The sequence below is a fragment of the Vibrio sp. AK197 genome (assembly GCF_053903115.1).
In genome coordinates, this window is the sequence record NZ_CP096430.1 from 2,427,916 (window position 1) to 2,446,020 (window position 18,105).

The window sequence follows — 18,105 nt, forward strand, 5'->3', positions numbered from 1 at the left end:
ATCAAAGCTCTACAAACTTCAAATCAGTGAGAAAATACTTCAGACTGCGGGAAGAAAAATTCGATCTCACGCGCGGCTGACTCAGGGCTGTCTGAACCATGTACCGAATTTTGACGCATATTCAGTGCATAATCGTTACGTAGAGTACCGCAAGCCGCTTCTTGTGGATTCGTTTTCCCCATCAATTCTCGGTAGCGCGCAATCGCATTTTCACCTTCAAGAACTTGAACCATAATCGGCCCTGAAGTCATAAACTCTTTCAGTGGCGGAAAGAACTCTTTGCCTTGGTGTTCAGCGTAAAAACCGCTTGCTTGCTCATCGGTCAAATGCACCATTTTCGCCGCCACAATTTTCAGGCCGGCTTTTTCGATTCGCTGATAAATTTCACCGATCAAATTACGTTCTACCGCATCGGGTTTAATAATTGAAAATGTTTTCTCTAGCGCCATAGGGTATTTTCCTTTTGAATTGTAATAAATTTTCTTGGAGCAGAAATGTGTCTGCTTATCCTTAGTTGACTTTGGTTATTGAGCTAAAATGCGCGCTAAGGTACGAATACCCGTTCCCGTTGCGCCGGCTGCCCATTTATCTGTCGCTGATTTACGGTAAGTTGCCGCACAGTCAATATGTAACCAACCTTGCTTGTAATCTTCAACGAAATACGACAAGAAAGCCGCCGCGGTACTTGCACCTGGGGAGTAATCGCCACTACTGATGTTACACAAGTCAGCAAAATTCGACGGCAACATATCACGGTGGAAGTCCGCTAACGGCAGAGGCCAAAGCCCTTCGTTCTCTTGCTGCGCAGCCTTCAGCGCTTGCTGAGATAACTCTTGGTCAAAACTCATCAATGCATGGTAATCATTACCAAGCGCATTTTTAGCGGCACCGGTAAGCGTTGCACAGTCAACAATCAGCTGTGGCTTTTGCTCACAAGCGTAAATCAAACCATCAGCCAGAACGAGACGACCTTCCGCATCAGTGTTTTGTATTTCAACCGTTTTGCCATTCTTATAAGTGATAATATCGCCCAATTTAAGCGCACGACCTGAAATCATGTTTTCCGCGCAGCACAAAATGAGTTTTACACGCTTGTTAAGGCCACGCATAATCGCCAGTGCAAGGCCACCGGTTACGGTTGCCGAACCACCCATGTCTGACTTCATCGCTCCCATCATATTCGATGGTTTAAGGCTGTAACCGCCGGAGTCAAAGGTAATACCTTTACCGACTAAACACGCGTAAACCGGCGCGTTTTCATCACCGGTTGGGTTGTAATCCAACTGCAGCATGGCAGACGTACGCTCAGAACCACGTCCTACTGCGTAGATGCCTTCCCAACCTTCAACCAGTAAATCTTTATCTTTGACAATTTTGATGCTCACAGTGCCTTCAGGTGCAACCGACTTGATAAATTCAGATGCCATCGTTGCCAATTGACGAGGTGCCACTTCTTCTGCCGATTTATTGATAAGGTCACGCGTAAAGTCGGCCGCCTTGATGCGAGCTTGAAGTTCAGCACTGTCAGCTTCGCTTAACTCAGGTAACGTCAACTCATTATTCAGTTTTGGGTTACGGTAAGCTTGAGAGAATGCCCAAGCCGCTTCTAAATTCCAACCCTCGCCTTGCAAAGCAATTTGTTTAATTCCTTGCGCGTCCAACTTGCGAGCGGCGCGCTGAATGGCGGCAAGATCAAAACCTTGATCTAGGTGAATAACCGCACCATTTTCATTAAATGACAACGTCGCTTTTTCACCCCAGTGCGGTAAAGCGGCCTCTTGGCTTATAAATACAGACATCTGTGTAGACATGGTTTCTCCTTGTCTTTGTGTAGCGTTGCCTACGCTTTTATTATCTAAACCCTAGGATGTTAGCATTATGTAGGGTAACTATGTCAACTTGATAAAAAAGCGGACTATTTAGCCCGCTTTTTTTAGTGCAAATTGTTAATAATGTGAGATTAAGAAGATAATCTTCTAGTCCATCTCATCCATCCAGCAAAGAATGATGGCTTCCAGAATCTTCTCATTTGAACGATTCGGATCATCATCAAACTCTTCGAGCTCGGTAATCCATTGATGCAAGTCGGTAAAACGTACGTTTTTCGGATCTACATCAGGATATTGGTCACAAAGTTCTATCGCGATATCGCGAGAATCAGTCCATTTCATTGTTTCACCTTACCGGTTGTCTTAATGATCTTCTTTTGCCAAGTTGATGGTGTACTTTGGAATCTCGACCACCAAGTCTTCATCGGCAATACGCGCTTGGCAGCCAAGACGAGACTCAGGCTCCAATCCCCATGCTTTATCCAACATGTCATCTTCCAGCTCATCACTCTCTTCCAGTGAATCAAAACCTTCTCGGATAACGACATGGCACGTCGTACAAGCACAAGATTTTTCACACGCATGCTCGATACCGATGCCGTTTTTTAGTGCCACATCCAGTACCGATTCGCCCGTTTGAGCGTCTAAAACCGCACCCTCTGGACATAAATCTTCATGAGGTAAAACAATAATCTTAGGCATATAACTAAAAACCTCTATTAAATATCATTCACAGACTGACCAGCGAGAGCAGCACGAATCGATTTATCCATTCGGCGAGAAGCAAAGTCTTGGCTGGCTTTATCTAAGTCTTTAATGCCTTGTTCAATGGCATCTGCATCATCGCCATTTCTCACTTCAATCAGTGACTCTATGACTTTAACTAATTGTTGGCTTTCTTGCTCACTCAGCAGTTCATCGCCATCGGCTTGCATCGCCGCTATCAAGCCTTCAATCACTCGATCAGCTTCAACGCGTTGCTCTGCAAGCGCTCGTGCCTGCATATCTTCTTTCGCGTAAGTCATCGAGTCATTGAGCATGTCCGCGACTTCCGTATCACTTAACCCGTAGGACGGTTTAACTTGAATATCAGAATGCACGCCAGTGCTTTTCTCCATCGCGGTGACAGACAAAAGACCATCTGCATCAACTTGATAAGTCACACGCACATGCGCAGCGCCCGCCGCCATGGGAGGAATGCCTTTTAATGAAAAACGGGCCAGTGAGCGACAATCATCAACCATTTCACGCTCACCTTGCACTACATGGACGCTCATGCCTGTTTGCCCATCTTTAAAGGTGGTAAACTCTTGAGCTCGTGCAACAGGAATCGTGGTATTGCGTGGAATGATTTTCTCAACTAAGCCGCCCATGGTTTCAATTCCTAAAGAGAGAGGAATAACATCCAAAAGTAGCATTTCAGAATCGGGCTTATTGCCGGCAAGAATATCGGCTTGAATGGCCGCGCCTATCGCGACGACTTCGTCAGGGTTAATGCTCGTCAATGGCGTGCGGCCAAAGAAATCACCGACCATATCACGAACTGCAGGCGTGCGTGTTGAACCACCAACCATGACCACTTCAAGGACTTCATCACTGTCTACGTGTGCATCTTTCAATGCTCGGCGACAAGACAATAAGGTCTTTTTAACCAGCGGTTCAATCAGCTCGTTCAATGTGTCCCGAGTCAATTCGCCTTCCCAACCAAGTACTGAAATCGAGGTGGTTTGAGACTGAGATAGCGCAATTTTGGCCTCAGTCGCGACATTGAGCAAAATTCGATTTTGCTCAGCCGACAGTGGACGCTCGATAGTGATTTGCTCGAGTAAATGCTCAGCAATCAAATGATCGAAGTCGTCACCACCTAATGCTGAATCTCCGCCCGTTGAAAGTACTTCAAACACGCCTTTAGACAAGCGAAGGATAGAAATATCGAATGTGCCACCACCTAAATCGTATACAGCGATTACGCCTTCTTGACCAGAATCAAGGCCATAGGCAATGGCTGCAGCCGTAGGTTCATTTAGTAGGCGTAAAACATGAAGGCCCGCCAACTTAGCAGCATCTTTGGTACCCGCTCGCTGTGCATCGTCAAAATAGGCAGGCACGGTAATCACGACACCGGCTAATTCGCCCCCTAAGCTTTTTTCAGCACGCTGTCCAAGCGCTTTAAGTATGTCTGCAGAGACTTGAATCGGATTTCGGCTTCCTTGAGCGGTGTTCAGCAGAGGTAATCCAGATTCACTGGCCGTAAAACGGTAAGGCAACGTGGGGTAGCGAGATTGAATATCCTCGAGCGAACGACCAATCAAACGCTTCACGGAAATTATGGTGTTTTGAGGGTCCAATTCCGCTTGCTGTTTCGCTTCATAGCCAACAACGGGTTGCTGTTGAGCGTAGCTAACGACAGACGGCAAAATACTTCGGTTGAGATCGTCCGCTAACGTGTTCGCTTCACCACTTCTTACCGAAGCAACCAGCGAATTGGTAGTACCTAAATCGATACCAGCGGCCAATTTGTGTTCGTGAGGCGCCGAACTTTGTCCGGGTTCTGCGATTTGGAGTAACGCCATAATTGGTCCTTTATTACAATCTAGCCCAGGAGTTTATCTTCGACTAGCTCTATTTCTCTCTTTAACTTGGCAATGAATTTGAGCTTTCGTACACGATCAGCCGCTTGGGACCAAAGTTCATCGCCCAACTCTTGCTCAACAGCAGCAAGGTGCTGCTTGTACATTTTAGAGACACGACTATCGAAATCGAGTAATTTTGATTCAGGGTCTGATGAATGAGCAATGCTTTCGAGTTGCTCGCGCAACTCCATCTGCTCCATCAGAAACATGGGATCTTGCATCGTTTGCTGTTCGCTACGAATGTCCACCCCTTGCTCAGCCAGTAAATACTCAGCACGAGTAATTGGGTCTTTTAAAATCTGATAAGCATCATTGATTTGTGACGCTTTTTGCACCGCTTGTAAGCGTTCGCTATCCGATCCGGTAGCAAAGTTATCTGGGTGGAAACGCTTCTGCAGTTCACGGAACTGTGAAGAAAGAAGGCTACCATCCAGCTGGAACTGAGTTGGTAGCCCAAATAATTCAAAGTGATTCATGGAGTGTCAGGTCCTTTGCGAGATGTCTGACTGCTGTGCAACAACCAGACACTTAGTTATTAAACGTTAAAGCTTTCACCGCAGCCACATTCACTTTTCGCATTGGGGTTATTGAACTCAAAACCTTCGTTTAGCCCCTCTTTGACATAGTCAAGTTGAGTACCATCTAAGTAAACAAGGCTCTTTTTATCAATGATCACTTTTACGCCAGAGTGCTCAAAGACTTCATCTTCGTCTTCATTGAGCTCATCAACAAACTCCAGCACGTAAGCCATTCCCGAACAGCCAGTCGTCTTGACCCCAAGGCGTAAACCAATGCCTTTACCACGGTTTTCAAGGAAAGCTTTTACTCGAGAAGCTGCTGCGTCTGATAATGTGATGGCCATACTGCACCTTAAACTGATTCTATCGATGGAATGGGAGCAAGAAAGCTCCCATTATAAACGGTTTTACTGATGTTTCTTCTTATAATCAGCAACAGCCGCTTTAATTGCGTCTTCTGCAAGAATTGAGCAGTGAACTTTCACTGGCGGCAACTCAAGCTCTTCTGCAATTTCAGAGTTTTTGATTGCTGCAGCATCGTCGATCGATTTACCTTTTACCCACTCAGTAACCAGTGAGCTCGATGCGATAGCACTACCACAACCGTAAGTTTTAAACTTAGCATCTTCAATGATGCCTTCTGGCGTCACTTTGATTTGAAGCTTCATGACGTCACCACACGCTGGAGCACCAACCATGCCGCTGCCAATCGCTGGATCTTCATTATCAAATGAACCAACGTTACGTGGGTTCTCGTAGTGATCAATTACTTTTTCGCTATATGCCATAATAAGTTACCTCGAATCCTCTAGTTCTATCCTTGAGACGATTAGTGATGCGCCCATTCAACAGAGCTCAAATCAACACCCTCTTTGTACATATCCCATAGAGGAGACATTTCACGTAGCTTGCTAACGGCTACGCGGATTTGTTCAATTGCATAATCCACTTCTTCTTCGGTCGTGAAACGGCCAAAAGAGAAACGAATTGAGCTATGAGCTAATTCATCATCCAAACCCAGTGCACGTAGTACATAAGACGGCTCTAGACTGGCTGACGTACAAGCACTGCCAGAAGACACTGCTAAATCCTTCAGTGACATCAGCAAAGACTCGCCTTCTACAAAGGCAAAGCTGATGTTTAAGTTGTTCGGAAGACGTTGCTCCAAATCACCGTTAATCGTCACAGCTTCCATATCACTGACTCCAGCCAGTAAGCGATCGCGCAGTGCTTTACCGTGATTGTAATCTTTTTGCATGTCTTCTTTTGCGATACGGAATGCTTCGCCCATACCAACAATTTGATGTGTCGGTAGTGTACCTGAACGGAAACCACGCTCATGACCACCACCATGCATTTGTGCTTCTAAACGAATGCGTGGCTTACGACGTACATACAAGGCACCAATACCTTTAGGGCCATACACTTTGTGTGCTGACATTGAGATCAAGTCAACTTTCATCTCTTGTACATCAATAGGTAACTTACCCGCTGATTGCGCGGCATCAACATGGAACACGATTTTACGGTCGCGGCACAATTCACCAATCGACGCGATATCTTGAATCACACCGATTTCGTTATTTACGTGCATGATCGACACCAAAATAGTGTCATCACGCATTTCTGCTTCTAACTTCTTGAGGTCAATTAAGCCATTTGGTTCAGGCTGAATGTAAGTGACTTCGAAGCCTTCACGCTCAAGTTGACGACAAGGGTCAAGAACCGCTTTGTGCTCGGTTTTGCAGGTAATGATGTGCTTACCTTTTTTACCGTAAAAATGCGCAGCACCTTTAATCGCTAAGTTATCAGACTCAGTCGCGCCAGACGTAAAAATGATTTCACGCGGGTCAGCATTAAGAACATCTGCAATTTGCTCACGAGCGGTATCAACTGCTTCTTCAGCCTGCCAACCGTAACGATGTGAACGCGACGCTGGGTTACCAAAAGTACCGTCCATCGTCATGTACTGAACCATTTTCTCAGCTACACGAGGATCAACTGGACAAGTCGCTGAATAATCTAAATAAATAGGCAGTTTCATTTTCTACTCCAATGTAACTTGCAGACCCGCTTACGAGCGGACATTAACTCCGATAGGCGCGCTACTTGTTGTTGTATTGGCTGCGCCATGACTAACCGCCAAATCGATATCTTGTCGGTCGGATATTTCGAGAACTTCGTTATCAACCATCAACTCACCAAGAGTGATGTTATTTAAAAAGTCGCTAATACGAGAACTTAAATCACGCCACAAAGTATGAGTTAAGCAACGAGAGCCACCTTGACAATCCGCTTTACCATTACACTTTGTCGCATCAACAGATTCATCTACAGCCGCGATGACAGTACCGATAGCAATAGTTTGCGCATCAGCACCCAAGCGATAACCACCACCTGGCCCACGAACGCTCGCGACGAGTCCAGCTTTGCGAAGCTTTGAAAACAGCTGCTCAAGATAAGAGAGTGAAATACCTTGTCGCTCAGAAATATCCGCAAGAGGTACTGGGCTTTGCTGCGAGTGAAGCGCCACGTCTAACATGGCAGTTACTGCATATCTTCCTTTTGATGTTAGTCTCATATTACACCATATCCACATCGTTTATGTGGTATGGATTTTTTCATACCCGAGTAATTTGGTCAAGTATTTATTTGACTAATTTACTCAGGTATTTTGGGTTATTCTTTTGTCGTGCCACGTATTACCGCTTACTGCCTATCGATTTCTCAACCGCAGTTAAAATACCACGCAAAGTATTCAACTCTTGAATCTCTGGTCTCGCTCGCGAAAACAAGCGGCGCAACTTATTCATCACTTTTCCAGGCTGGTCTTTAGAAGTAAATTGAGTGTCGATCAGTACCTTTTCAAGGTGTGAGTAAAATAATTCCAACTCTTTGTTACGTGGATACTCGGCTTGGTACTGAGAAATATTGCCAGAATACGCCCGCTCCTGACGTTCTAAATACGCCATTCTTACTTCATAACTTAAGGTTTGTACCGCCATCGCAAGATTGAGAGAGGAATACTCAGGATTTGCAGGTATCGCAACGTGATAATGGCACTTTTGCAATTCATCATTGGTTAAGCCCGTTCTCTCACGACCAAACACTAGAGCAGAATGACTGTGATGCACTGCTTGCTCAATCATTTTACGTCCGCAATCTCTAGGTTCCAGCATTGGCCATTCCAGCGTTCTTGAACGAGCACTAGAGCCGACGACCAAAGTACACTCTTCAACAGCTTGCTCTAGTGACTCAACCACCTGAGCATTAAGTGCGATATCACTAGCGCCAGCTGCGAGCGCAATCGCCTGAGCATCGACTTCACACTGCGGTGCCACTAAGACCATTTCACTTAAGCCCATCACTTTCATTGCTCGAGCCGCTGAGCCGATATTACCGGAGTGAGAAGTGCCAACAAGGACGACTTTGACATGATTAAGCATTGATGAATCCGCAGTAGCCAATAAATGAGACGCGGATATTAACACATACCTGACTCAATTGGTCAGTCTCTAAAGAGCTTAGCGTTTAAAAGTGCAAAAATTAACCACTTCCCTTTTACTGTCACTCTGTTATACTCGCCGCCGTTTTCTGTTCTTTAACATCCGTTGGGAAATTCGTATGCATCCTATGCTTAATATTGCGATTCGCGCTGCGCGAAAAGCAGGCAACCATATTGCCAAATCTCTAGAAAATGCTGAAAAAATTGAATCAGTACAAAAAGGCTCTAATGACTTTGTTACTAACGTAGACAAAGAAGCAGAAGCGATCATTATCAATACCATCAAGCAATCTTACCCTGAACACAGTGTTGTGGCAGAGGAAAATGGCTTAATTGAAGGTAAAGACAATGACGTGCAATGGATCATCGACCCACTGGATGGCACGACCAACTTTATCAAAGGTCTCCCTCACTTTAGTGTCTCTATCGCTGTACGTATCAAAGGCAAAACAGAAGTAGCCTGTGTATACGACCCTATGCTTAATGAACTGTTTACCGCTCAACGTGGTGCCGGCGCTCAGCTGAACAGTGCTCGTATTCGAGTTAAACCACTTAAAGACCTACAAGGTACTGTATTAGCAACGGGCTTTCCGTTCAAACAAAAGCAGCACTCTGAAAGCTACCTAAAAATCATTTCTGCACTTTTCGTCGACTGCGCTGATTTTCGTCGTACAGGCTCAGCAGCGCTAGATCTCTGCTATGTTGCAGCTGGCCGTGTTGATGGTTACTTTGAATTAGGCCTAAAACCTTGGGATCTTGCGGCAGGTGAACTGATTGCTCGTGAAGCGGGAGCTCTTGTTACTGATTTCGCTGGTGGCACTGATTATATGAAATCAGGAAATGTCGTCGCAGCCAGCGCACGTGGCGCTAAAGAATTACTCAAACATATCCGTGAAAACGGTAATGAAGCGATTCTAAAATAAGTTAATCAGCCCGTCACAGCTGAAAGCCGAGCAACGCTCGGCTTTTTTGTATACATCGAAAACAATCAAAGCCGTCAGTACAGATTGATGAACGTGTTTTCAGATCTCAGAGACAAACTTGATTGGGATCTACTCCTATTTCAAGCACCTAACACCTTAAGTAGCTCTCCACCGGGGATAAGGAATTCGGCTACAGAACTAATATAAATGAAAATAGCTCTAGCAATTCTTCTAAAGCCGCATATATGGCAGGATGTGCCAGGACAATTTGCCTACCACCACACTGATATAGGTATTAGTGACCTTCAGGTATACAACACCAACGTAGAAACGAAAACGCCAAATTAAACATGTAAAAAGCTCTGTTCTTTCGAATGAGGCTTCTTAACTATGGCAGGGGTTGACTGGGTCGGCACACCGAAGATTCGATGGGACTTGCCTACAAGCTCCCAACACGCGCCAATTTTAGGTATGGGCGGAATCCGCTGCTATGTCACTCAGACATAGACACGCAACAACAAATTTCGGATGTAAAAAAGCCCCGTTCTTTCGAACGAGGCTTCTTAAATATGGCAGGGGTGGACTGGGTCGGCACACCGAAGATTCGATGGGACTTGCCTACAAGCTCCCTGCACGCGCCAATTTTAGTCATTAGCGGAATCCGTTGCTATGTCACTCAGACATAGACACGCAACAACAAATTTCGGATGTAAAAAAGCCCCAGTCTTTCGACTGAGGCTTCTTAAATATGGCAGGGGTGGAGAGATTCGAACTCCCAACACGCGGATTTGGAATCCGCTGCTCTGCCAATTGGAGCTACACCCCTGTAGTTCGTGTTTTATGAGACGACTCTCATTCTTTATAACAAAGAATAGTGGCGGAGCGGACGGGACTCGAACCCGCGACCCCCGGCGTGACAGGCCGGTATTCTAACCAACTGAACTACCGCTCCACTAAATTGAGTCTCTAAATAAAGTCTTATATAGATTTGCTTTATTTAGGCATTTGTCGCTGTGCGTAGAAGATTTTGAAATGAGAAGCGCAGTGTGCAAGTGCACATGAGCATCGCAATTATCAAAAGCATCAAGCTACAGTAGACAAATTGCAAATCAAAGCCTGGCGATGTCCTACTCTCACATGGGGAAACCCCACACTACCATCGGCGCTAATTCGTTTCACTTCTGAGTTCGGCATGGAAATCAGGTGGGTCCAAATCGCTATGGTCGCCAAGCAAATTCTTTTTTAAACCCGCTCATTCAAGCAAGTTTATCTGTTTTACTTTCACTTTTTCTAAAAAAGTGAAAACAAAAAGTTTGGAAAGCTGTTTTCGTTCTGTTTCTTACACATTCAATTCTGTTCTTGCTTTGAGCCCACAAAACCCCTTGGGTGTTGTATGGTTAAGCCTCACGGGCAATTAGTACAGGTTAGCTCAACGCCTCACAACGCTTACACACCCTGCCTATCAACGTCGTAGTCTACGACAACCCTTTAGGACGCTTAAAGCGCCAGGGAGAACTCATCTCAAGGCTTGCTTCCCGCTTAGATGCTTTCAGCGGTTATCAATTCCGAACTTAGCTACCGGGCAATGCGTCTGGCGACACAACCCGAACACCAGAGGTTCGTCCACTCCGGTCCTCTCGTACTAGGAGCAGCCCCTTTCAATTCTCCAACGCCCACGGCAGATAGGGACCGAACTGTCTCACGACGTTCTAAACCCAGCTCGCGTACCACTTTAAATGGCGAACAGCCATACCCTTGGGACCGACTTCAGCCCCAGGATGTGATGAGCCGACATCGAGGTGCCAAACACCGCCGTCGATATGAACTCTTGGGCGGTATCAGCCTGTTATCCCCGGAGTACCTTTTATCCGTTGAGCGATGGCCCTTCCATTCAGAACCACCGGATCACTATGACCTGCTTTCGCACCTGCTCGAATTGTCATTCTCGCAGTCAAGCGGGCTTATGCCATTGCACTAACCTCACGATGTCCAACCGTGATTAGCCCACCTTCGTGCTCCTCCGTTACTCTTTGGGAGGAGACCGCCCCAGTCAAACTACCCACCAGGCACTGTCCTCATCCCCGATTAGGGGACCAAGTTAGAACATCAAACATACAAGGGTGGTATTTCAAGGATGGCTCCATAACCACTGGCGTGATTACTTCAAAGCCTCCCACCTATCCTACACATGTAGGCTCAATGTTCAGTGCCAAGCTGTAGTAAAGGTTCACGGGGTCTTTCCGTCTAGCCGCGGGTACACTGCATCTTCACAGCGATTTCAATTTCACTGAGTCTCGGGTGGAGACAGCGTGGCCATCATTACGCCATTCGTGCAGGTCGGAACTTACCCGACAAGGAATTTCGCTACCTTAGGACCGTTATAGTTACGGCCGCCGTTTACCGGGGCTTCGATCAAGAGCGTCGACCGAAGTCTAACCCCATCAATTAACCTTCCGGCACCGGGCAGGCGTCACACCGTATACGTCATCTTACGATTTTGCACAGTGCTGTGTTTTTAATAAACAGTTGCAGCCACCTGGTATCTGCGACTTCCGATAGCTCCATCTGCAAGAGACTTCACCGTCAGAAGCGTACCTTCTCCCGAAGTTACGGTACCATTTTGCCTAGTTCCTTCACCCGAGTTCTCTCAAGCGCCTTGGTATTCTCTACCCGACCACCTGTGTCGGTTTGGGGTACGATTCCTTACAATCTGAAGCTTAGAGGCTTTTCCTGGAAGCATGGCATCAATGACTTCACCACCGTAGTGGCTCGACATCGTGTCTCGACCTTAGAAAGAGCCGGATTTACCTAACTCTTAAGTCTACGCACTTGAACCTGGACAACCGTCGCCAGGCCCACCTAGCCTTCTCCGTCCCCCCATCGCAATTGTAAGAAGTACGGGAATATTAACCCGTTTCCCATCGACTACGCCTTTCGGCCTCGCCTTAGGGGTCGACTTACCCTGCCCCGATTAACGTTGGACAGGAACCCTTGGTCTTCCGGCGAGGAGGTTTTTCACCCCCTTTATCGTTACTCATGTCAGCATTCGCACTTCTGATACGTCCAGCATGCGTTACCACACACCTTCAACCGCTTACAGAACGCTCCCCTACCCAATACAATAAATTGCATTGCCGCAGCTTCGGTTTATTGCTTAGCCCCGTTACATCTTCCGCGCAGGCCGACTCGACTAGTGAGCTATTACGCTTTCTTTAAATGATGGCTGCTTCTAAGCCAACATCCTAGCTGTCTAAGCCTTCCCACATCGTTTCCCACTTAGCAATAATTTGGGACCTTAGCTGGCGGTCTGGGTTGTTTCCCTCTCCACGACGGACGTTAGCACCCGCCGTGTGTCTCCCGGATAGTACTTACTGGTATTCGGAGTTTGCAAAGGGTTGGTAAGTCGGGATGACCCCCTAGCCTTAACAGTGCTCTACCCCCAGTAGTATTCGTCCGAGGCGCTACCTAAATAGCTTTCGGGGAGAACCAGCTATCTCCGAGTTTGATTGGCCTTTCACCCCTAGCCACAAGTCATCCGCTAATTTTTCAACATTAGTCGGTTCGGTCCTCCAATTGATGTTACTCAATCTTCAACCTGCCCATGGCTAGATCACTCGGTTTCGGGTCTATATCCAGAGACTAAAGCGCCCAGTTAAGACTCGGTTTCCCTACGGCTCCCCTATGCGGTTAACCTTGCCACTGAATATAAGTCGCTGACCCATTATACAAAAGGTACGCAGTCACACCACGAAGGTGCTCCTACTGCTTGTACGTACACGGTTTCAGGTTCTATTTCACTCCCCTCACAGGGGTTCTTTTCGCCTTTCCCTCACGGTACTGGTTCACTATCGGTCAGTCAGGAGTATTTAGCCTTGGAGGATGGTCCCCCCATCTTCAAACAGGATATCACGTGTCCCGCCTTACTCGTTTTCACTCAAAATGATGGAGCGGCTACGGGGCTATCACCCTTTATTGCCAAGCTTTCCAGCTTGTTCACCTGCATCATTAAAAGCTTAAGGGCTAATCCGATTTCGCTCGCCGCTACTGTCGGAATCTCGGTTGATTTCTTTTCCTTCGGGTACTTAGATGTTTCAGTTCCCCGAGTTCGCCTCTTACAGCTATGTATTCACTGCAAGATAAGTGCTTATGCACTTGGGTTTCCCCATTCGGAAATCGTAGACTCAAGTGGCTCTTACTGCCTCATCTACGCTTATCGCAAGTTAGTACGTCCTTCATCGCCTCTGACTGCCAAGGCATCCACCGTGTACGCTTAGTCACTTAACCATACAACCCCAAAGGGTCTTGCGTATGGCCCATTTGATTTCACTTTTTAAAGTGAAGACAAATAAGCAACCAAGGTTTGTGTCTCTCATTATTTGAATGAGCGAGAGACATTCGATTTTGCCGGACTCAAATATGAACAACATAAATGTTGTTCCCAAGAACACTTGAATGTGTATTTTGGTACCTACTCTCATAGAGAATAGGATTTGAGAACTTTTATTTGAATAACAACGCTTATCAAAAGATAAGGGGATTGTTGTTATTCGTCAGCTTTCCAAATTGTTAAAGAGCAAAGTTTCCTTTCTATTGAAAGAAACCATGTTTAAAAACACTACTTCTAATGCGTTTAAAGATGGTGGAGCTAAGCGGGATCGAACCGCTGACCTCCTGCATGCCATGCAGGCGCTCTCCCAGCTGAGCTATAGCCCCATTTGTATGGCTAAACCATAAAATAGTCATTTTTTCTTGTGCGCGGAGTGAAATGAGCAAGTTTACATAGGGTAAACGACGATTTTCACAACAAAACAGAAGGAAAAATTGGTGGGTCTGAGTGGACTTGAACCACCGACCTCTCGCTTATCAGGCGAACGCTCTAACCACCTGAGCTACAGACCCAATTTTCTAACTCGATATTCTTGCTTAATACCTCGTTGTACTGCCTATCCTCGCTCAGTTACATACTGATGTATGCGCCTTTACTCGTCAGTTGTACGACTCGATTTAAACAAAAATTTCTTCGTTATCATCTCTTTTACATAAACCGTATCAATCTGTGTGAACACTTATCGCAATAATCTTTCGTATTAAGGAGGTGATCCAGCGCCAGGTTCCCCTAGCGCTACCTTGTTACGACTTCACCCCAGTCATGAACCACAAAGTGGTAAGCGTTCCCCCGAAGGTTAAACTACCTACTTCTTTTGCAGCCCACTCCCATGGTGTGACGGGCGGTGTGTACAAGGCCCGGGAACGTATTCACCGTGGCATTCTGATCCACGATTACTAGCGATTCCGACTTCATGGAGTCGAGTTGCAGACTCCAATCCGGACTACGACGCACTTTTTGGGATTCGCTCACTCTCGCAAGTTGGCCGCCCTCTGTATGCGCCATTGTAGCACGTGTGTAGCCCTACTCGTAAGGGCCATGATGACTTGACGTCGTCCCCACCTTCCTCCGGTTTATCACCGGCAGTCTCCCTGGAGTTCCCGACATGACTCGCTGGCAAACAAGGATAAGGGTTGCGCTCGTTGCGGGACTTAACCCAACATTTCACAACACGAGCTGACGACAGCCATGCAGCACCTGTCTCAGAGCTCCCGAAGGCACCAAGGCATCTCTGCCAAGTTCTCTGGATGTCAAGAGTAGGTAAGGTTCTTCGCGTTGCATCGAATTAAACCACATGCTCCACCGCTTGTGCGGGCCCCCGTCAATTCATTTGAGTTTTAATCTTGCGACCGTACTCCCCAGGCGGTCTACTTAACGCGTTAGCTCCGAAAGCCACTCCTCAAGGGAACAACCTCCAAGTAGACATCGTTTACGGCGTGGACTACCAGGGTATCTAATCCTGTTTGCTCCCCACGCTTTCGCATCTGAGTGTCAGTATCTGTCCAGGGGGCCGCCTTCGCCACTGGTATTCCTTCAGATCTCTACGCATTTCACCGCTACACCTGAAATTCTACCCCCCTCTACAGTACTCTAGCCTGCCAGTTTCAAATGCTATTCCGAGGTTGAGCCCCGGGCTTTCACATCTGACTTAACAAACCACCTGCATGCGCTTTACGCCCAGTAATTCCGATTAACGCTCGCACCCTCCGTATTACCGCGGCTGCTGGCACGGAGTTAGCCGGTGCTTCTTCTGCAGCTAACGTCAAGCAATGCATCTATTAAATACATTGCCTTCCTCACTGCTGAAAGTGCTTTACAACCCGAAGGCCTTCTTCACACACGCGGCATGGCTGCATCAGGCTTGCGCCCATTGTGCAATATTCCCCACTGCTGCCTCCCGTAGGAGTCTGGGCCGTGTCTCAGTCCCAGTGTGGCTGATCATCCTCTCAGACCAGCTAGGGATCGTTGCCTTGGTGAGCCCTTACCTCACCAACTAGCTAATCCCACCTGGGCATATCCTGACGCGAGAGGCCCGAAGGTCCCCCTCTTTGAGCCGAAGCTATCATGCGGTATTAGCCATCGTTTCCAATGGTTATCCCCCACATCAGGGCAATTTCCCAGGCATTACTCACCCGTCCGCCGCTCGACGCCGTTAACGTCACCCGAAGGGTCAGTTAACTCGTTTCCGCTCGACTTGCATGTGTTAGGCCTGCCGCCAGCGTTCAATCTGAGCCATGATCAAACTCTTCAATTTAAAGTTTTTTTTGGCTCAATGAATACTGATTACATTACATAGTAATGTTGAATTGACTGTGCTCGATACCCTTCTTATAAAAGAGAGTATCAAATTGGTCACTCAGTTCATTGAAACCTCAGTTGATTCTCTAGAATCATCTTTGATTATCATCAACGAGTGCCCACACAGATTGATAGGTTTATATTGTTAAAGAGCTTGTTTTGAGTGCTTCTCAAAACGGACGGTCATTTTAACCAGTTAACTCTATGAGTCAACAGTTTTTTCTACTCTTATTTTTGATTAAATAACAGAAGAAATGTGACCTTATTGTTACTTTCGGAAACTCTAATTTCCTAAGCAACGGAGGCGCATTATAGGGAGGAAAAATCGCTTGGCAAGAGCAAAACAGCCAAAAAAGTAACTTTTCCGGCTGATGGGTCAAATAATAAGCAAAAACCTGAGTTGGAGCCTAATTTAGGCTCGTTCTAGATACTGAACACGGCCAATTAACTCTTCGACAGAATGTTGAACATCCTCGACTAAGGAATGGTAAATATCGCTATCGTTCTGTTGGAATACAATCCGCCCATTGATGAAGCTGGTTTTGATTTCCACAGGCTCACCACATAATAAGGGAGCCATAAGAGGAGAATGAACACCAGAAAATCTCGGTTTGTGAATATCATAGATAACGAGATCAGCCGCAAAGCCGACTTCGATTTGTCCCACTTGATCCAACCCAAGAATGGATGCGCCGCCCTGAGCCCCCCATTTCAGAACTTGCTCAGCGTTGGTTGCTGAAGGACCGTGTTGGGCTCGATGGATTAACCACGTTAAGTTGAGCTCTTGAATCATCGACCCCGATTCTGACGAAGCAGAGCCATCCACGCCAATAGAAATCGGCATACCGGCCTTTTCCATCTCTATAATTGGTGCAATACCACTGCCTAACCGACAATTTGACGTCGGACAATGAGCAATACCAGTTTTCGTCTCTGCTAATATTTTAATATCCTGCTCCGTTGCTTGCACAATGTGCGCAAACCAAACATCATCACCGAGCCAGTCACAGCTTTCAGCAAAGTCGACTGCCGTTTTTCCATACTTCGCTAAAGTTTGTTCGTTATCAAACCCCACCTCCAAAAGATGCGAGTGCATACGTAACTTATGGCTTCTTGCATATTCAGCCAACAGTTTTAAATCATCGGGTGTCGCTGAGTGGGCGATCGTCGTCGGAGCAACCACCAACTTTCTCATCGCATCTCCCCCTTCCTGATGATATCGACTTCGTGTTCGCTCTAAACGCTCTAACATTAATTCAGTAGACTCAGGAATCACCCCGGCTTTAGCAAGCCCTTTATGTGAACCTTTAACCGTGGCTCCTCCACGGCACAGTACAAAACGAATTCCCATATCTTCTGCGGCTTGCCACACCGCTTCTTCCATCTCTTTGCTCGAATTGGCATGGTACAAGTAATGATGGTCTGCACAGGTGGTGGTCCCTGAACGTACAAGTTCATAGAACCCCAAGCGAGCTGCGTGATACATCATCTGCGGGGTAATTTGCGGCCAGTATCGATAAGGGACACTGGCTAACCATTCACCCAAGCCCTGATTCAGCCCCTCGGGAACCCCCTTAAGAATCGATTGCGCGAGGTGATGATGTGTATTGACCAGGCCTGGATAAATAACACAACCCTGCGCATCGACGACTTTTTCGCCTTGTTCGGCAAGTAAATGATTTCCGAGTTCTGCGATTTTGCCATTACGAATACGGATATCAGACACATTAGACTGAGCGCAAGCAATCGCACTTGCATTTTTTACTAAATAGTCCACAGACCACTCCTCTTGATAAAACCAATAGAAACCAGCCTTCGCTGTTTCTAATGAGCAATGTCCCGGAGTGGTAGTAACTCCTAACCGCTTCTACTCATCCTCATTGGGAAACCTAGCACGATCTCAGCTTCCTACTGTATACAATGCAATTAATAGACCATTGTTCGGTGCTTCAATTGAGAGACACCAGCCTCAACTTTGCACCAAAATGATTCAAAAACACCCAACCAACAAA

13 protein-coding genes, 4 tRNA genes and 3 rRNA genes are annotated in these 18,105 nt (G+C 46.6%); 1 reads left to right on the forward strand and 19 read right to left on the reverse strand.

Annotation, left to right across the window (positions count from 1 at the left end):
* Positions 1-23: 23 nt before the first annotated feature.
* The 11 genes from ndk to trmJ form a co-directional block, all read right to left on the reverse strand.
* Positions 24-449 carry a nucleoside-diphosphate kinase gene (gene ndk / locus M1D72_RS18345; RefSeq protein ID WP_390188882.1) on the reverse strand — a complete coding sequence of 142 codons (426 nt, stop codon included), beginning with the start codon at positions 447-449 and terminating at the stop codon, positions 24-26.
* A gap of 75 nt (positions 450-524) precedes the next feature.
* The gene (gene pepB, locus M1D72_RS18350) at positions 525-1,811 is read right to left on the reverse strand and encodes an aminopeptidase PepB (protein ID WP_456296124.1); all 1,287 of its coding nucleotides are present in this window, start codon (positions 1,809-1,811) and stop codon (positions 525-527) included.
* A gap of 165 nt (positions 1,812-1,976) precedes the next feature.
* Positions 1,977-2,171: a Fe-S cluster assembly protein IscX gene (iscX, locus tag M1D72_RS18355; RefSeq protein ID WP_390188880.1), complete on the reverse strand. Its 195-nt coding sequence runs from the start codon at positions 2,169-2,171 to the stop codon at positions 1,977-1,979.
* A gap of 21 nt (positions 2,172-2,192) precedes the next feature.
* Positions 2,193-2,531, reverse strand: a complete 339-nt coding sequence (gene fdx, locus M1D72_RS18360; RefSeq protein WP_390188879.1) for an ISC system 2Fe-2S type ferredoxin — start codon at positions 2,529-2,531, stop codon at positions 2,193-2,195.
* 17 nt (positions 2,532-2,548) lie between these two features.
* Positions 2,549-4,402, reverse strand: coding sequence for a Fe-S protein assembly chaperone HscA (gene hscA, locus M1D72_RS18365; protein WP_456296125.1), 1,854 nt, complete (start codon positions 4,400-4,402; stop codon positions 2,549-2,551).
* Positions 4,403-4,422: 20 nt separating this feature from the next.
* Positions 4,423-4,938 (reverse strand): co-chaperone HscB, encoded by a 516-nt coding sequence (hscB, locus tag M1D72_RS18370; protein ID WP_390188877.1) that lies wholly within the window; start codon positions 4,936-4,938, stop codon positions 4,423-4,425.
* Between the two features lie 59 nt (positions 4,939-4,997).
* On the reverse strand, positions 4,998-5,324 hold the full coding sequence (gene iscA, locus M1D72_RS18375; protein WP_390188876.1) for an iron-sulfur cluster assembly protein IscA: 327 nt from the start codon (positions 5,322-5,324) through the stop codon (positions 4,998-5,000).
* Positions 5,325-5,387: 63 nt separating this feature from the next.
* Positions 5,388-5,768, reverse strand: a complete 381-nt coding sequence (iscU, locus tag M1D72_RS18380; protein ID WP_390188875.1) for a Fe-S cluster assembly scaffold IscU — start codon at positions 5,766-5,768, stop codon at positions 5,388-5,390.
* 41 nt (positions 5,769-5,809) lie between these two features.
* Complete coding sequence (locus M1D72_RS18385; RefSeq protein WP_390188873.1) at positions 5,810-7,024, reverse strand: IscS subfamily cysteine desulfurase; 1,215 nt, start codon at positions 7,022-7,024, stop codon at positions 5,810-5,812.
* A gap of 30 nt (positions 7,025-7,054) precedes the next feature.
* Positions 7,055-7,561: a Fe-S cluster assembly transcriptional regulator IscR gene (gene iscR / locus M1D72_RS18390; protein ID WP_390188872.1), complete on the reverse strand. Its 507-nt coding sequence runs from the start codon at positions 7,559-7,561 to the stop codon at positions 7,055-7,057.
* 121 nt (positions 7,562-7,682) lie between these two features.
* Positions 7,683-8,426: a tRNA (cytosine(32)/uridine(32)-2'-O)-methyltransferase TrmJ gene (gene trmJ, locus M1D72_RS18395; RefSeq protein ID WP_456296126.1), complete on the reverse strand. Its 744-nt coding sequence runs from the start codon at positions 8,424-8,426 to the stop codon at positions 7,683-7,685.
* 178 nt (positions 8,427-8,604) lie between these two features.
* Here trmJ and suhB point away from each other — a divergent pair, with 178 nt between their 5' ends.
* Positions 8,605-9,408, forward strand: a complete 804-nt coding sequence (gene suhB / locus M1D72_RS18400; RefSeq protein ID WP_390188870.1) for an inositol-1-monophosphatase — start codon at positions 8,605-8,607, stop codon at positions 9,406-9,408.
* Between the two features lie 749 nt (positions 9,409-10,157).
* Here the strand turns inward: suhB and M1D72_RS18405 are convergent.
* From M1D72_RS18405 to M1D72_RS18440, 8 genes are all read right to left on the reverse strand, one after another.
* Positions 10,158-10,234, reverse strand: a tRNA-Trp gene (locus M1D72_RS18405).
* A 49-nt stretch (positions 10,235-10,283) separates the two neighbouring features.
* Positions 10,284-10,360: transfer RNA gene (locus M1D72_RS18410), tRNA-Asp, on the reverse strand.
* Between the two features lie 162 nt (positions 10,361-10,522).
* Positions 10,523-10,639 (reverse strand): 5S ribosomal RNA (gene rrf, locus M1D72_RS18415).
* Positions 10,640-10,801: 162 nt separating this feature from the next.
* A 23S ribosomal RNA gene (locus tag M1D72_RS18420) occupies positions 10,802-13,692 on the reverse strand.
* Between the two features lie 353 nt (positions 13,693-14,045).
* Positions 14,046-14,121: transfer RNA gene (locus M1D72_RS18425), tRNA-Ala, on the reverse strand.
* A gap of 109 nt (positions 14,122-14,230) precedes the next feature.
* Positions 14,231-14,307 (reverse strand) — tRNA-Ile (locus M1D72_RS18430).
* A gap of 189 nt (positions 14,308-14,496) precedes the next feature.
* Positions 14,497-16,049, reverse strand: a 16S ribosomal RNA gene (locus tag M1D72_RS18435).
* Together the 16S, 23S and 5S rRNA genes with 4 tRNA genes alongside form the textbook arrangement of a ribosomal RNA operon.
* Before the next feature lie 456 nt (positions 16,050-16,505).
* Positions 16,506-17,870 carry an amidohydrolase family protein gene (locus M1D72_RS18440; protein ID WP_456296127.1) on the reverse strand — a complete coding sequence of 455 codons (1,365 nt, stop codon included), beginning with the start codon at positions 17,868-17,870 and terminating at the stop codon, positions 16,506-16,508.
* Between the last annotated feature and the right edge of the window lie 235 nt (positions 17,871-18,105).

Bases quoted from the DNA above. Each gene is read 5' to 3' on its own strand.
- ndk (WP_390188882.1), bottom strand. From the start codon at position 449: ATGGCGCTAGAGAAAACATTTTCAATTATTAAACCCGATGCGGTAGAA.
- pepB (WP_456296124.1), bottom strand. From the start codon at position 1,811: ATGTCTACACAGATGTCTGTATTTATAAGCCAAGAGGCCGCTTTACCG.
- iscX (WP_390188880.1), bottom strand. From the start codon at position 2,171: ATGAAATGGACTGATTCTCGCGATATCGCGATAGAACTTTGTGACCAA.
- fdx (WP_390188879.1), bottom strand. From the start codon at position 2,531: ATGCCTAAGATTATTGTTTTACCTCATGAAGATTTATGTCCAGAGGGT.
- hscA (WP_456296125.1), bottom strand. From the start codon at position 4,402: ATGGCGTTACTCCAAATCGCAGAACCCGGACAAAGTTCGGCGCCTCAC.
- hscB (WP_390188877.1), bottom strand. From the start codon at position 4,938: ATGAATCACTTTGAATTATTTGGGCTACCAACTCAGTTCCAGCTGGAT.
- iscA (WP_390188876.1), bottom strand. From the start codon at position 5,324: ATGGCCATCACATTATCAGACGCAGCAGCTTCTCGAGTAAAAGCTTTC.
- iscU (WP_390188875.1), bottom strand. From the start codon at position 5,768: ATGGCATATAGCGAAAAAGTAATTGATCACTACGAGAACCCACGTAAC.
- M1D72_RS18385 (WP_390188873.1), bottom strand. From the start codon at position 7,024: ATGAAACTGCCTATTTATTTAGATTATTCAGCGACTTGTCCAGTTGAT.
- iscR (WP_390188872.1), bottom strand. From the start codon at position 7,561: ATGAGACTAACATCAAAAGGAAGATATGCAGTAACTGCCATGTTAGAC.
- trmJ (WP_456296126.1), bottom strand. From the start codon at position 8,426: ATGCTTAATCATGTCAAAGTCGTCCTTGTTGGCACTTCTCACTCCGGT.
- suhB (WP_390188870.1), top strand. From the start codon at position 8,605: ATGCATCCTATGCTTAATATTGCGATTCGCGCTGCGCGAAAAGCAGGC.